This window comes from Sphingobacterium siyangense (assembly GCF_007830445.1).
Classification (GTDB): domain Bacteria; phylum Bacteroidota; class Bacteroidia; order Sphingobacteriales; family Sphingobacteriaceae; genus Sphingobacterium; species Sphingobacterium siyangense.
Genome location: NZ_VLKR01000016.1, coordinates 48,352 through 62,578 on the forward strand (window position 1 = coordinate 48,352; position 14,227 = coordinate 62,578).

Annotated in this window: 9 protein-coding genes; all 9 read right to left on the reverse strand. The window is 42.2% G+C overall.

The genetic code is table 11. The features are described from left to right. Nucleotides 1-64: 64 nt before the first annotated feature. The 9 genes from IQ31_RS15030 to IQ31_RS15070 all read right to left on the reverse strand — a co-directional run bounded on the left by IQ31_RS15030 (nucleotide 65) and on the right by IQ31_RS15070 (nucleotide 14,224). Nucleotides 65-1,081, reverse strand: a complete 1,017-nt coding sequence (locus IQ31_RS15030) for an alpha/beta hydrolase (protein ID WP_145328550.1) — start codon at nucleotides 1,079-1,081, stop codon at nucleotides 65-67. Continuing rightward, nucleotides 1,065-2,102: a pectinesterase family protein gene (locus tag IQ31_RS15035; protein WP_145328552.1), complete on the reverse strand. Its 1,038-nt coding sequence runs from the start codon at nucleotides 2,100-2,102 to the stop codon at nucleotides 1,065-1,067. The genes IQ31_RS15030 and IQ31_RS15035 overlap by 17 nt, the downstream gene beginning before the upstream one ends. Before the next feature lie 108 nt (nucleotides 2,103-2,210). Further along, nucleotides 2,211-3,857, reverse strand: a complete 1,647-nt coding sequence (locus tag IQ31_RS15040) for a glycoside hydrolase family 43 protein (protein WP_232475746.1) — start codon at nucleotides 3,855-3,857, stop codon at nucleotides 2,211-2,213. Nucleotides 3,858-3,875: 18 nt separating this feature from the next. Continuing rightward, nucleotides 3,876-6,338 carry a glycoside hydrolase family 95 protein gene (locus IQ31_RS15045; RefSeq protein ID WP_145328554.1) on the reverse strand — a complete coding sequence of 821 codons (2,463 nt, stop codon included), beginning with the start codon at nucleotides 6,336-6,338 and terminating at the stop codon, nucleotides 3,876-3,878. Nucleotides 6,339-6,352: 14 nt separating this feature from the next. After that, nucleotides 6,353-7,261 carry an alpha/beta hydrolase gene (locus IQ31_RS15050; protein WP_145328556.1) on the reverse strand — a complete coding sequence of 303 codons (909 nt, stop codon included), beginning with the start codon at nucleotides 7,259-7,261 and terminating at the stop codon, nucleotides 6,353-6,355. 78 nt (nucleotides 7,262-7,339) lie between these two features. Continuing rightward, complete coding sequence (locus IQ31_RS15055) at nucleotides 7,340-8,878, reverse strand: glycoside hydrolase family 28 protein (RefSeq protein ID WP_244294509.1); 1,539 nt, start codon at nucleotides 8,876-8,878, stop codon at nucleotides 7,340-7,342. A gap of 166 nt (nucleotides 8,879-9,044) precedes the next feature. Beyond that, a complete protein-coding gene (locus IQ31_RS15060; protein WP_145328559.1) occupies nucleotides 9,045-10,523 on the reverse strand; it encodes a pectate lyase family protein in 1,479 nt (492 codons plus the stop codon). A 38-nt stretch (nucleotides 10,524-10,561) separates the two neighbouring features. Continuing rightward, nucleotides 10,562-12,181, reverse strand: coding sequence for a DUF5123 domain-containing protein (locus IQ31_RS15065; protein WP_145328561.1), 1,620 nt, complete (start codon nucleotides 12,179-12,181; stop codon nucleotides 10,562-10,564). Nucleotides 12,182-12,199: 18 nt separating this feature from the next. Continuing rightward, entirely contained in the window at nucleotides 12,200-14,224 is a 2,025-nt protein-coding gene (locus tag IQ31_RS15070; protein WP_145328563.1) for a RagB/SusD family nutrient uptake outer membrane protein, read from the reverse strand. Nucleotides 14,225-14,227: the final 3 nt, after the last annotated feature.

Genomic DNA, 14,227 nt, shown 5'->3' on the forward strand with positions numbered 1-14,227 from the left:
ATATAGCTTGCCCAGAAAAATTACAATATGAGCAGACTCAATTCTTTGATCAAAAACTTTCAAACTAAAAGCGCTCTGGATTTATTAAATTATTCTTTAAAAATTCGTCAATAACATCGACGCACTTATTCACCCAAGGATGGAAAAGCCAGAAAGGGTGAACCTGTACATCAAATGTATACACTTGATGTGCCGTCCCCCAACGCTTTAGCATACCGACCAATTCATCTTGTCCGGCATGGAATCTAGGAAGACCGCTATTTATGAATAACATCGGAATTTTCTGTTCCTCTCTGGCCCAAAATATAGGCGAAGCCTCCTTCCATATTAACGGTTTTTCGGCAAAGGTTCCTCCAAGCCAGAAGGCATCAGGAGAATCGGGCTTTCGTTCTAAATTGAGTGAAAGCGGAGCCATGAAATCCACCACTCCATCCAAATTAATAATAGCCTGAATCTGCGTACTGTGTTTAGACTCAAGAAATGATTCAAATTCGGGCACATTACCTGTCAATCCAACCAGACTCGCTAGGTGACCTCCTGCGGAACTTCCCGCCACCACGATACGGCTACTGTCGATATCGTACTGATCGGCATGATTTTTAAGCCACAAAATTGCCGATTTGATATTGAGTAAGGCATTGGGATATTTTGCCTCCAAAGATAATTGATACTCCACTGGAATGCAGACATACCCTTTTCTCGCCAGCAACTGTGCCATGGGTACATCCATTTCCTTCTGCCCAGAACGCCATCCACCACCATGGATCCATATCACTGCCGCATGTTTTCGCTGGTCATTTGGCCGGATAACATCGAGATGTAGATCCCGAGGGCCAAAATCGGTTCGAGCTAGATGTGCATATACCAGATTACGTACGACCTTTAGATCTCCTCCTAGGCTGTCCATAGCCGGTCGTGCATGGGGATAGCTTTTCTTGATCTGCCGCCATACACGCATCGTATTATAGGTCGTATCTTTCGGAATGTCTCGATTCTGCGCCCACACCGAATCGCAAAACATAAACAATAATAATGTACTCCACAAAAGAGCCTGTGAGCGATATTTATTTTTCCATTTCATCGAGCATTTCTTTAACTTTCCAATCCTCCATTACTTTTTCGAGTTTATAAACATCCCGTTTATCTTCCGGTAACTGATGTGACCAAGTCACTCGCTTTGAGAGTTCCGATGCCCCTGCTCCCTTAGACCCCAATTCGGCGTAAAATACAGTTTTATCTTTATCTGGGAACAACGTGTCACCCTTCCATTCATTCCAGCCTTCAGGAATAATATGAGCTCCTAGGTTACAATCTACCAGAACCGTATTTGCATAAGGACGCCATGGCCTGCCAAGAAATACTTTATCGACAGACTCATCTGCAGCTACAAAATCACATTGGTCGAAAACGTAACCATAAAATTGCCCCTGCGGCGTAGAAGCTGCTGTGACATACGAATTCCGCAAAGAAATCAGTCGGCAACTCTTAAAGAATGCAATGCCTGGCCCGAAGATAAAATCCGTCGTGCCGCTGATACTGCAATCAGAAAAATAGCTTCTTGCACCGCTTTTACCCAGATACAAGGTGTCCTGAAATCCCAAAAGACGGCAATTAACCAGTGCTATCTGATCCCCTTCTAGATGAAGTGCTACGGCCTGCCCTACTGGTCCGGCTGCATTTTCGATAGTTATATCCTTGATAAGCACCCTATTTGCACGTACCAATAGCGTATAACTACTAAAAGTCCCAAGCTTCGGCTGCCCTGTCTCATCCGGACAATCAACCAACTTACCTGCATAATCATCAAAAATAATCTTGGTATTGGCAGCATCCTCACCAACAAGCTGGACATTTTCGACATAAGTTGGGATAACTATTTTCTCGTGATAAATTCCCTTCCTGATCCAAATCCGAACCGCATGTTCTGCACGAAAAGCACGAACGGAATTCACGGCTGCCTGTATACTTGTGAAATCACCTTTTCCGTGTTGGTCTACAGTGATCACTTCAAGGCTGGCCGCTCGCAATCCCGATCCTAACAATGACAGGCTAACAACTAGATAAACTGCCACCAAGATCTTAATTAATTTTATCCGTCTCATAAATCAGAAAATAATTGCATTATCAAACTAATATATTTATATATAAACTTTATTCATAACTTTAAAATATTCCAATAATTTCATAGTTATTAAAGGGTCAAAACTATGTTATTGATCTATTCGAAACCAATCCACTTCTGCATAGCCACTATCATTGATATGCTTTTCGCGGCTGGCATAGAGTCCTAATGTGGCTCCTATCCATTTGCCAGGTTTCGCTTGGAAGCCATTTTCCACGACTGTATATTTTTTACCATCCAAGCTATACGTCCAGCTGCAGGTCTTTCCATTTTTAACTTGTACACGAAGGTAGACAAAGTCTTCTGGCAAAGTAGCGATGCGCCTGACCTGCTCTTCAGCTCCCGAATAGGCATTGACACAACTACCATAATAAAGTTGAAAGTGGCCCTTTTCCTTACGGATAAAAAACTGACTATAATCTTCGCCGACCACCACCAATCCTGCTTTTTCACCAAGTTCCTTCTCGCTAGGACGCAGTCGTATTTTTGCTGTCGCACTGAAATTTTCGGCAGGGAATTTTTGCGTCAGTATATTTGGCGCTGCCATCAGATTTTTACTTCCTTCAGGAAGCTGCTGGCTATAAAGCCGAAGTTTGCCTTCGTGTGATGGCATAAGCCAGTTTCCATCCGGATTTGCCTGCCATTGCCACTGCAGTCCTAAATGAGGAGAATCAAACTCATCCGATTCCTGAGGATTCATCAGAGCAATAACCTGGTTTCCTACATTAGGTTTTTTATAGCTCATCACGGGTGTCCCTACTCCATTTCCATCGATGTCCTCGCCTATAATGGGCCAATCGGCTTTCCAAACCATAGGCTGCAGATGGACCACACGCCCCATGGCTTCTTTATCCTGAAAGTGGAAGAACCAGTTTTCTCCTGAGGGTGTGTCTACCCATGCTCCCTGATGTGGACCATTAACTGTCGACTTGTTCTGGGCCATAGCCACCTTGCGTTCATAAGGTCCATAAATACTTTTCGAACGCAAAATCAATTGCCAGCCCGTTGATACGCCACCTGCTGGTGCAAACAAATAATAATATCCATTCCGCTTATATACTTTGGGGCCTTCAATTGTAGGATCCAATTCATGTCCATCATAAACGATCGTACCTCTGTCCAATACAGAAGTTCCATCGGTACTCATCTTGGCGATAGCGAGCACGCTTTTCAAGCCTGCTCTGCTCCCCGCATAGGCATAAGCTAAATAAGCCTGACCATCTTCATCCCAAAAAGGACAAGGATCGATCAATCCTTTCCCTTGGAAAACCAACGTAGGAGCAGACCATGGCCCCCGAATATTCTTGGTCTTTATCTGATAAATCCCAAAATCCGGATCGGGATAATAAATATAAAACTCTCCATCGTGATACCGTATGGAAGGCGCCCATACACCACCTCCGTGTTGCACTTTATTGAACACCTCTTCCGGTAACTGCCTTTGCAACGCATGTCCTATAATCGTCCAGTTGATCATATCTTTAGAATGTAGAATGGGCAGGCCTGGACTGTGATTAAAACTTGAGGCAATCATATAATAATCTTCACCTACACGGATAGCATCGGGATCGGAATAATCTGCATTGATGATAGGGTTTTTGAATTTTCCATTTCCAAGATCCGGGCTCCAGACCTTAGAATTATAATGTTGTCCGAAAGTCAATGAAGAACTACAGAAGCTCATAATGGTCATCAGGCAAACATATTTCCATTTTTTTTTATCGGTATTTAGCATAAATTCGAATTTTAAGTTTTATTTCACAACAATTTCATAAACTTTACCTTTCGTGGTAGAAAGATCATAAAGCACTGTTTCGGGAATTTCAAATGAACTATTTTGTGTTATTACCAATGGTTTTTTGATTTCATCTAGGTCAAAAAAGGAGTTCGTATTTTTTCCATTCGCTTTTTTCAACCGCTTCCTTTCTAAATAGAGTGTACTCCCAGAGTTAATACGAATACGGCAATTGCCTCCTAAGGTCGAGTTGACCTTTAATTTCGTTAACTTTCGATTTTTCCAGCTCATATCTATAATAAATCCACCTCTAGTGACTAAACCGTTCACTTCGCCATTCGGTAGCTCATCTGGCCAAGCAGGTAATAAAAATATGCTCCCATCATAGGATTGCACCAACATCTCTGCGATTCCAGATGTACAGCCAAAATTACCATCAATCTGAAAAGGTGGATGGGCGTCCAGTAAATTAGGATAGGTACCACCATGTTGTCCTTTCCGTTCCTCTGGGGCTGGGCTCAATTGATCTTTGATCAATTTATATGATTGATTACCGTCCAGCAAACGTGCCCACCAATTTACTTTCCAGCCCATAGACCAACCAGTCGACTTATCTCCGCGGTAGATCAATGAGTTTTTTGCTGCCTGAGCAAGTTCAGGGTTGCGAAAAGGTGAAATCTGACCAGATGGAAACAATCCGTATAGATGCGATATATGACGGTGACGATCATTTTTTCTATCCAAATCTTTAAGCCACTCCTGAAGCTGACCATGTTGACCAACTTGCATTGGTGGCAACTGTGCCAGACTTTGTTTGACAGAATCCCGCAATACGACATCAGCATCCACAATGTAGGATGCACGGATAAAATTATTAAAGACATCAAACACAAGTTGATTATCCATTGTCGTGCCTGCTGAAACCCCAACACTACCTGCTTCATAGCTATTTTCAGGACTGATGGAAGGACTTACGACCAGCCATTTCCCAGATGGATCCTTCGTCAAAACATCCAGGTAAAATAAAGCCGCTCCTTTCAATACATGATAATAATCCTTCAAAAATTGCATGTCTCCTTTATACAGATAATGTTGCCAAATGTGTTGGCTCAACCAAGCTCCGCCCATTGGCCACATACCGTAAAAACCGCCATCTACAACCCCCGTAATGCGCCATAAATCAGTGTTATGATGAGCATTCCACCCTCTGGCATGGTACATTTTCTGTGCACTCTCTTGACCTGTAACAGCAAGATCATTTAACATACTAAACAATGGTTCGTGCATTTCACTTAAATTCCCTACCTCAGCCGGCCAATAGTTCATTTCAGTATTGATGTTTATCGTATACTTACTATCCCAAGGAGGAGAAAGTTTGGCATTCCAAATCCCCTGTAAATTGGCAGGCTGGCCTCCAGGTTGTGAAGAAGAAATCAACAAATAACGACCAAATTGAAAATAAAGAGCAACTAATTGTGGATCAAAATTTGTCGCAAATTCCCGAATCCGCACATCCGTTGTTTTTTTTGCCTGCGCATTGTTACCAAGGTCCAATTTCACCCGACTGAAGAACTGCTGGTATTTTCTCACATGCTGCTCCAATGCTTTCGCGTAAGAAATTCCTTTTGATTTTTCAAAAATTCGTATGGCCTTTCGTTCAGGATCGATGGAGAGATCCTTGTAATTTTTGAAGTTTGTTCCAATGGATACATAAAGAATTACTTCATCTGCATTTTTAATTGTAATCTGCTCACCATGATGATTAATTTGACCACCTTTAACCTGCGGATAAACAAATCCATAGAATGCCACCTGCCCTTCTTTAGAATCCACCGTACCTCCTTTTCCCCGCAGAAATAATGCTCCATTATTTATGCCTAGGCCAATATTTTGATGTGGACTTTTCCAGTTTAGATCCATTGAAATACTTTTCGCTTTATCAGCAGTGATGCGGATCAACAGCAAACTGTCGACCAGTGACGTAAACATTTCCCTTCGATAATGGACGCCATCGACTTGATAAGAAACAGTACTTATCGCTTTATTTAAATCCAACTCCCGTCGATATTGAACAGGGTGACGGTGAGTCGGAAATCCAAGCAATAGACTACCGAAAGTTTGGTAAGGCATGCCATAGTCCAATCCTGCTGGTGCAGCTCTTGGAAAAGCGAGATTCGACAGTTCCTGCGCTTCTTTATTCCTGCCCTCAACTAAAAACTGACGAATCTTTACAATATCCGTGTATTTGCCTTCAGGCACATTGTTTCCAGGGCGTCCGGCCCAGATCGTTTCTTCATTCAGTTGAATCTCTTCTTGGGAAACTCCACCGTATACCATGGCACCGATACGCCCATTCCCCAAAGGCAATGCTTCGTTCCAGTTACTAGCCGCTTTATCATAGTGTAACTTCAATTCTTGCGATGAACTAAACTTCCAAAACAGCAATAGAACACTAGAAAATATAAGATATTTGATATTCATATCAAGATATAGATTTATGGTTTAATCATTTTAATTTCATGAAGCCAAGCTGCCAATATGCTTGGCCAAGTTGCTGTCGACCCTGGATTGTTGACCAGTGCGATGGCATGTCCTCCCTGTGGAAAAATATGCAAAGAGGCTGTAATCTTATGTTCTAGTAAAGCTTGATAATATAAAAGGCTATTTTGTACAGAAACAGTCTTATCGTTTTGAGCATGCACCAAAAATGTGGGCGGCGTACGCTCTGTCACCTGAGCCTGCAAACTAAACAGCTCTTTTTGAGAATCATCAGCGACCTTACCCAATAGATTATCCACGCTTCCCTGATGGGCATGATCACCCTTCATTGTAATTACGGGTGACACCAAAACGCTGAAATTGGGTTTACTGCTTAATTGATCTATCGCATCACCCAGAACTTTGATCGGCCGTTCTATGCTCGATAAGGAAGCAGCAAGATGTCCTCCGGCCGAACAGCCCATCACACCAATACGACCGGGATCGATATGCCATTCAGCCGTCTTAGACCGAATAACACGGATTGCCCGCTGTGCATCCTGCAGGGGGGCCAGCGGTCGATCGATCACGTCAGGCGAGTTTGGCAAGCGATGAAGCAACACGAACGCATTGATACCAATTGTATTAAACCATTTGGCCAACTGTGTGCCACTGATCACATAAGCCAAACGGGCGTAACCTCCTCCAGGAATAATCAATACTGCAGTTCCTGAATTTTCTTGTTTTGAAACAAAAAAAGGAATAATCCGAGGCGCAGCAACTTGATACACGCGTTCGTTAGCAATACTATCTAAAAGCTTCAACCCTTTACTATTTGGCATTGTTGTATCGTATAACAGAATTGATTCTTGACCCTGGGTCAGTAGATATGCAAAAGATAAGAGAATTGTCAATAACTTTTTCATTTACACGGAGATTTAAGTCAAAAAATTAATGTTAGGTCTGTACATCCAGTACTTCAAATCTCTACACAATCTCATAGACTAATTAATTTTGACAGCATTAGTTTTTGCGCCATGTTTAAAACTTAATTTCTTTTTATCTATGTTCGAATTATTAAATACAATATTCGTTGAGTTGAGTCCATTTACTTCTAATTCTGGAGAGATGTTCTTGTCAAATCTCAAACCTTCAAACCGTAAGTTAGAAGCATTTTCAATATAAATAGTTGGTATCTTAGCATCTTTCGAGTGCAAGAATGCATTTTTCACAACAATACCCATTGCATCTTTAAGCTCAATCACTTTGTTGGCAACAATGTTTAGATTGGTCATGCTAACCTGCTGCACGGGCATCTCTGGCAATCCCCGAACAAAGATGCCAACTTGAGCCCCCCTACATGTAATTGCATCGATTGATATATTACGGAATCGTGGGGTTTCAATACTTACAGGCGGGACCTCTTGAACTTCGTTGGCCTGTGGAGGCTTCGTCCAATAGTACATATCAAAATATATAGCCTCCTGCACAATATTATTCATATTGATATTGCGGATGTGGATATTTTCCACTATCCCGCCTCGACCACGTGTGGTCTTAAAACGCAAGCCTTTGTCAGTCCCCATAAAAGTGCAGTCTTCTACAAAAATATCTCGTGCGCCACCGGACATCTCACTACCCACCACAAAGCCACCGTGTCCTTTATAGACTTTATTATGGCGAATAATAACGCGTTCGGTCGCAATCCCACGTTTGCGTCCTTCTTCATCTTTACCTGATTTAATACAAATCGCATCGTCACCCACATCCAGGACGCAATGCTCTATTAGCACATTCGAACATGATTCGATGTCAATACCGTCTCCATTCTGGGCATAATCCGGGTTTGTGATTTTCACATCTCTTATGGTCAGATGCTGCGTCATAAGGGGATGTAAATTCCAGGCAGGTGAATTTTGGAAGGTCACACCTTCAAGTAATACGTTCTTACATTTGGTCAAAACTAACAAGTTAGGCCTTAAATAATCTTTGATATCCTCGAAGTCAGTCAATTTTTTGCCCTCAGCTAACAAGAAAGAACGTCTTTCTTCATGCGCAAGCTTCGATTTGACACTGGGGTACCATGTTTTGCCGTCGGCACTGATTAAACCACCGGACGCAACTTTAGTTTTCCATTCGCTTTCTGTCAATGCTCCTTTACCAACCATCCTCCAAGCATCTCCATTGCCATCAATAATACCTTTGCCTGTTATAGCAATATTCTCAAGTTCTGTACCGCTGATCGGTGATTCGTTTCGTGCCGAAACTTTTCCTTCATAATTTCCTGCTACAATTTTGTACTGGTTGAAGTCATCTGTAAACTGCAAAAAAGCGTTTTCTTCCAAATGAAGGTTCACATTGCTCTGTAATATTATTGGCCCTGAAAGCCAATAGCCGGCCGGCACCAAGACAACACCGCCACCGCTTTTGCTACTAGAACGAATAGCCTCATTTATACTACTTGTGTTTAAGGTATAGCCGTCTCCCTTCGCTCCAAACCTCTCGATACTAATCGTATCATTTCGAAATTGAGGTCGTTCCACCTCAGGAAGATTATTCCAATGATATGGACTATCTACCGACTGAGCGCTAATATGCTGGCATACTCCGAGTGCTAAACAAAAGCACGCCAGCTTTAGCCCTTTTTTCTTATTTTTTTTAAACATCTATTTTAGTTTTACTCATCTGTTATACAAAATCTATAAAATATCAGATCTGCCCCTCTGTTATGGAAGCTACCAATTTATTGAGATACACCTCTAGGTATGTATAGCCTGATTCGGTTAGATCGGTTGCTTGTTTTTCGGGGTAATTCTTTTTAAGCCAGCCATCTGGTATTCCATCCCGGTCACGATCTTGAATGGCTGTGCCAGCCTCCAACGATGGCCAGGCCCCATATCGATTACCCACAGGATCTGGATTAATATCCTGCTGTGAATCGATCAAACCTTTACGGGGATACTGTAGGCTTTTCCATTTTCCCCCTTCGCCATTGTGAGGGCTCTTTCCTTGAAAAGTAGCACTCCCACTACGTGTTTCGTTAATGATGCGCTGATCGACAGCATCACGTACATAGGAGTTACCTGCATATGTCAGTACTTTTTCGTAAGCTGTTTGTTCGTCGTGGGTATGGATCGTTCCTTGTAGAGGTATCTCCTTATCTAATCTGATTCCCGACTGAATCTGTTCGCCGACGATCCGCACACCCTGCCAATTATCTGCGGAAATGCTGGAATTGTGGGTCAGTAAATTACCGCTCACAAAATATTTACCCCATACATCTTTGATCTTTGGAAAAGGGTGCTCTTCTGTTTTGGCATTAATGGCTATAATTCTATCCTTAATGTTACTATTCGTAGCAGGCCCAGGTTTATACAAGTTATTAACGATGTTAACATACATGGCTTCACCGCCATATACTCCATTGCCATTCCAATTGTAAATTACATTATTACGAATATCTGTCGTATCGCTTCCTGCGTAAAGGGCTCCTGGGCCCAATCGAGGGCTTCTACTATCATGATGAGCAAGGAGGTTGTGGTGAAAGGTTGCATGAACTCCCCCCCAAATAGCACCATAACCATGTGGACCTTTGGAATGTCCAGAAAGACGCAGACTCTCAGAAATAATGCACCATTGCATCGTGAAATTTTTATTGTCATAGAATGAAGCACATTCATCCGTACTCCAGCTAATGGAGCAATGGTCGATGATGATATGCTGCCTTTGGCGTCCTCCAAGAGCATCCGCTCCGTCAGCATCGCGGCCAGCGAGCTGCAGATCCCCCATACGGAAACGCAGAAATCGGATAACTATATTATCCGCATCTACTGAAACAGGATTTCCCGCTAACGTAATTCCTTCACCGGGAGCAGATTGCCCAGCTATCGTCAAATCACCCTTGTTTATTGACAATCGTTGTTGGAGCCATATTGTCCCCCCTACTTTAAACAAAATTGTTTTTGCCCCATCTTGTCGTAGGCACCAGCGTAACGAGCCTTCTTTTAGTTGTGCATCACCCTGGTCGTCATCACGCAATGTATTCACATAATAGACTGTACCAGCCCGACCTCCTTTTGTAAACATTCCGCCGCCTTCAGCTCCCGGAAAAGCTGCAATATGCTGAGCAGAAACTCGTGTGTTATAAAATATCAAACACAACATTCCGCACCATATCAATTTGTTCATACTTACCTTTCCTGATTTAACATTATGCATATTTCAATCTATTCAAACCAACGTGGATCTCCAGCAGTACCACGTCCACCAAATCCATTACCAGCTTTAATACGAAAGTCTTTATTCATCGGATTTACAAATAAGTCTTCCGCGGTTCCGCTGAAAATAGTGATCTCCGAAAAATCCCGGGAAGTACGCTCTATCTGCAATTCATTTGTACGATAGCTCCCAGCAAACGATACGTTAAGCGCAAAACCAGCATGATCGTAGCTCGTTGCGTTTATACGCCCACCACTGTTCGTTCCGGCAATAATATTGTTGCTTCCAACAAAGGAAAAAGGCAATCGAGCGGTATCAAAGCGGAGCAATTGAGTCATTGCTGCATTTTGATTATAAAAAGTACAATTGCCAACAACTATCTTTCCGACAGCGACGCGAACGTCCATCAACTGCGTTGTCAGATCGGTAAAGGTACTGTTGGTTATTGAGATCGAATCCACACTTGCGGTGCTACCACCGATATTTACCACACCATATCCTCCGATTTTATCGACTCTACAATGATCAAAGTTTATCCCTTTCACGGTCACAGCATTGTTAAGGCGTACCACCCCACTACCTAGTCTTTCTATATAACAATTTTTAAAAGTGTAGGCAGCTACACTTGCACCATTTTTATCCTGAGAGATCAAAAAAGAGCTACCGTTTGCATAAATTTCGAGATTTTCAAACACGACCTCACCCAAGACAAGATCGGTCAATTGCAGACCCAAAAGATTTAACTTAGGATAATTGCCGCCGGCATCTGAGGTGCCGGTCAGATTTAGGTTACTGATTCCTGCAGGTATCAGTAAATTGGCCAAATCGTAAGTCTTACCACCTGTAAATACCAGCACGATATTGGTTTTTCCTTGGGCAACAGCTGAGCTTATCAGCGTAGGGATATCGTCTCCAGGGTTTACTGTTATCATCTCTCCTCCAGCTATACCTAAGGTTTTAACTGTCTTTGCTCCTCGCTCGTTTTCCTCGTTAAAAATTGCGACACGATAGCTTGTTCCTGGCCGTAAACCTTCAATCTTGAGATGACCATCGGCTTTATTAGTAGGGGACAAAGTTATCTTCTGCAGTTCAGTATTCTTTACTGGTTCAAAAACACTAACATGAGTTACACGATCTGTTACAGGCCAATAGAGCTCAATATGATCCACACCAATATTCAGTTTACTGAATAACTGCTCTGCAGCTGTCTTAAAATATAATTGCGAATAATTTGATTCTTCACCTGTTTCTGTATTTACTCCTTTCATCCTGACAGAATACTCCGTAAGGCCATCCAGATTATCAAATAAAGTCCGATATTCAACCCTTGCAGGAATGGTGGATGGTGCGAAGGGAGTCAACGTATCAGCTAATATTTCCACTGTCTTAACAATTTCGGCAAACTGCAAACTATCCTTACTAAATTCAAAAATATATTTCTGCGCAGCTACTGTTTTTGTATAGTTAATTTCCACTGAAGTTGCACCGACTACACCAGTAGTAAACTTTAGTGATTTAAAAAGCCGCTGATGTGAAGCATCCACCTCCCAATCGTTAGCTTTCTTACAACTAAGCAGGTTTAAAACCAGAGCCAGCAACATTATGCTATTTAAAAGTATCTTTTTCATAAAACTATTTGCTTGATATTAATAACCGTAGGCATTACTCAGGTAGCCCCTTGCTTCCCGAATATCGTCGATATATATCGGATAAACGTACCGATAATTACAGACGCCATTGCCCATTTTATACTGGTTAAGCTGCGCTTGAATTTCCGCGCCATAGGTCAACGTGGATAAAAATTCCGAATAATTGTACGTAGCCATCAATCCTGTTCCAGCCAATAATGTTCTGATCGGCCAAATTGTATAATTGTATACTTTTCCGGATTCTACTTTTTCTGGCTTGGCAGCATCTTGAGGAAACCATCTGACAGAAATGTAGTCCCCACCTGGAGCCGCAGGCAAATCACCGTAATAATTTAATGAAGCCTTATCAATATATTCGTTATCTTTATAACGGAAATAAACTGTCGAAGGAAATTGTGCTGGCTGATAGGTTTTATCAAATATTTTCACTGGTTTGCTATGATCATACATAATACATAGCGCCATTTTCATATCCTCAATTTTTTTATAAAGCAATCCCCAACGAATCAGATCTTGTTTACGGACAGACTCACCGCCAAACTCCCAAGCACGTTCATTAATTACTGCATCCAAAAAGTTAGCATCATACGCTTGTATTTTGGAAGACCCGACGCCAAATGCTCTTTCACGAACTTTTTCCAAAGCCTGTCTCGGTGATATTTTGGCCATTTCATGTACTGCATCAGGATTTTCAATCTGACTTTGAGCTTCGGCATACATGAGATAAATATCGGAGTATCGCATTAGTATCCAATTGACTCCAGTAGCGATACGCCCTGTCGCGGTCTTGTGCATAGCAAGATAGGAATTAGACATCCAGTAAATCCTCCATTTACCAAATTTTACATCATTCGGATTATTACTCACCTTCTCTTTATTGTCAGCTCCATAGCCAATCCAGCTAAGCGTCACGTCACGCCTTTTATCTTCTCTGTCGAAGGAATAAAAATAATATGCGGTTGAGGTTACATAACTACCACCGAATCCACGGGAGCCATACTTTGAATTTCCATCCACAGCATAGCCCATCAAGGAGCCAATATCTCCATTGTTACCCATGCCAAATGCTACTTCAAACAAATTTTCATTTGAAGCATTTGGACGATTACCACATACGGAAGACCATATATTCTCAAAATCTGGATCCAAACGATGCGGGTTATCTGCTGATCCGATCAATTCTGCGGCCTGTTCTGCTGCGATACGGTAATATTCTTTCCAGTTTTGAGGGCGACCTACATAATAGCCATTGTTGGAAGGTATTGTCGGATGCTTCTCAGCAGTTGAATTAGGAAATGCTTTACTGTCTCTGAGAGACCAGCCGCCAGCAAATAATGCGACACGTGCCAACAGACCTTTTGCGAAACCTTTGGTTACACGTTCTACTGTACCATACTCACTATTTCCGCCTTTGTATGGAAGATAGGACTGTGCTTCTTCCAAGTCCTTTACCAAATAATGATACACCGTATCCTTATCGGATTTTGGCAAGTACACATTAGACAGGTCGGACTTGGAAGCTTCTTTTTTATACGGAATATCACCCCAATACCGCGCAAGCTCAAAAAATGCGAGCGATTTAAGTGTGAGCGCTTCTCCCAGAAGAGGTTTCATGCTATTTGCTTCACTCGCGAGAATCGGTGAATTGCGGATACCATCGACGACTGCGGTTGCCATTTCTGCAAACTCGAACAAACGTTGCCACCTTGTCGTAGAATTGTTGGCGTGTCCGAAATAATTTCCGGCGCCAAAATCGTCTGTCTGAGAGATATATCCGGTTTCGCTAAATGACCCATTGGATTCCGTATCCGATACTCCTTGCCAGTTGACCGATAATTTCTGCCCATAGATATAGGTATCGGTCATTTTCCCATACAGTCCCATAACCGCAGCTTTAGTCATAGAACTTGTCTTAAATACAGTCTCTCCACTTAGGGAAGAAGGAGAACTGGTTTCAAGATATTTTTTGCATGAACTCATACAGGCCAGTATGACAACAGCAATGATGATTATATTTTTCATGTT